At 36.2% G+C, this 213-nt stretch carries 1 pseudogene; it reads left to right on the top strand.

The features are described 5' to 3' along the window. Positions 1–213, top strand: a pseudogene (locus A1232T_RS13560) (RNA-guided endonuclease InsQ/TnpB family protein); the annotation flags it as partial.

Genomic DNA, 213 nt, shown 5'->3' with positions numbered 1-213 from the left:
AATCGTCTAAGCGGTTCAGTGAACTTCGTGTGGAACTATGTTAATGCGTTAAGTTTTGAGCATCTAAAACGTACCGGTAAGTTTTTTAGTGCTTATGATCTAAGTGAGTATACTAAAGGTAGCGGTGATTATTTAGGATTACACAGTCAAACCTTACAAGCCATTAACGAGATTCACGCTAAATCACGTAAACAGTTTAAAAAAGCCAAACTT

The organism is Psychrobacter pasteurii (genome assembly GCF_900162815.1).
Taxonomy (GTDB): domain Bacteria; phylum Pseudomonadota; class Gammaproteobacteria; order Pseudomonadales; family Moraxellaceae; genus Psychrobacter; species Psychrobacter pasteurii.
The sequence above is the reverse complement of the archived record's forward strand: the minus strand, read 5'-3'. Positions and strand labels throughout refer to the sequence as shown.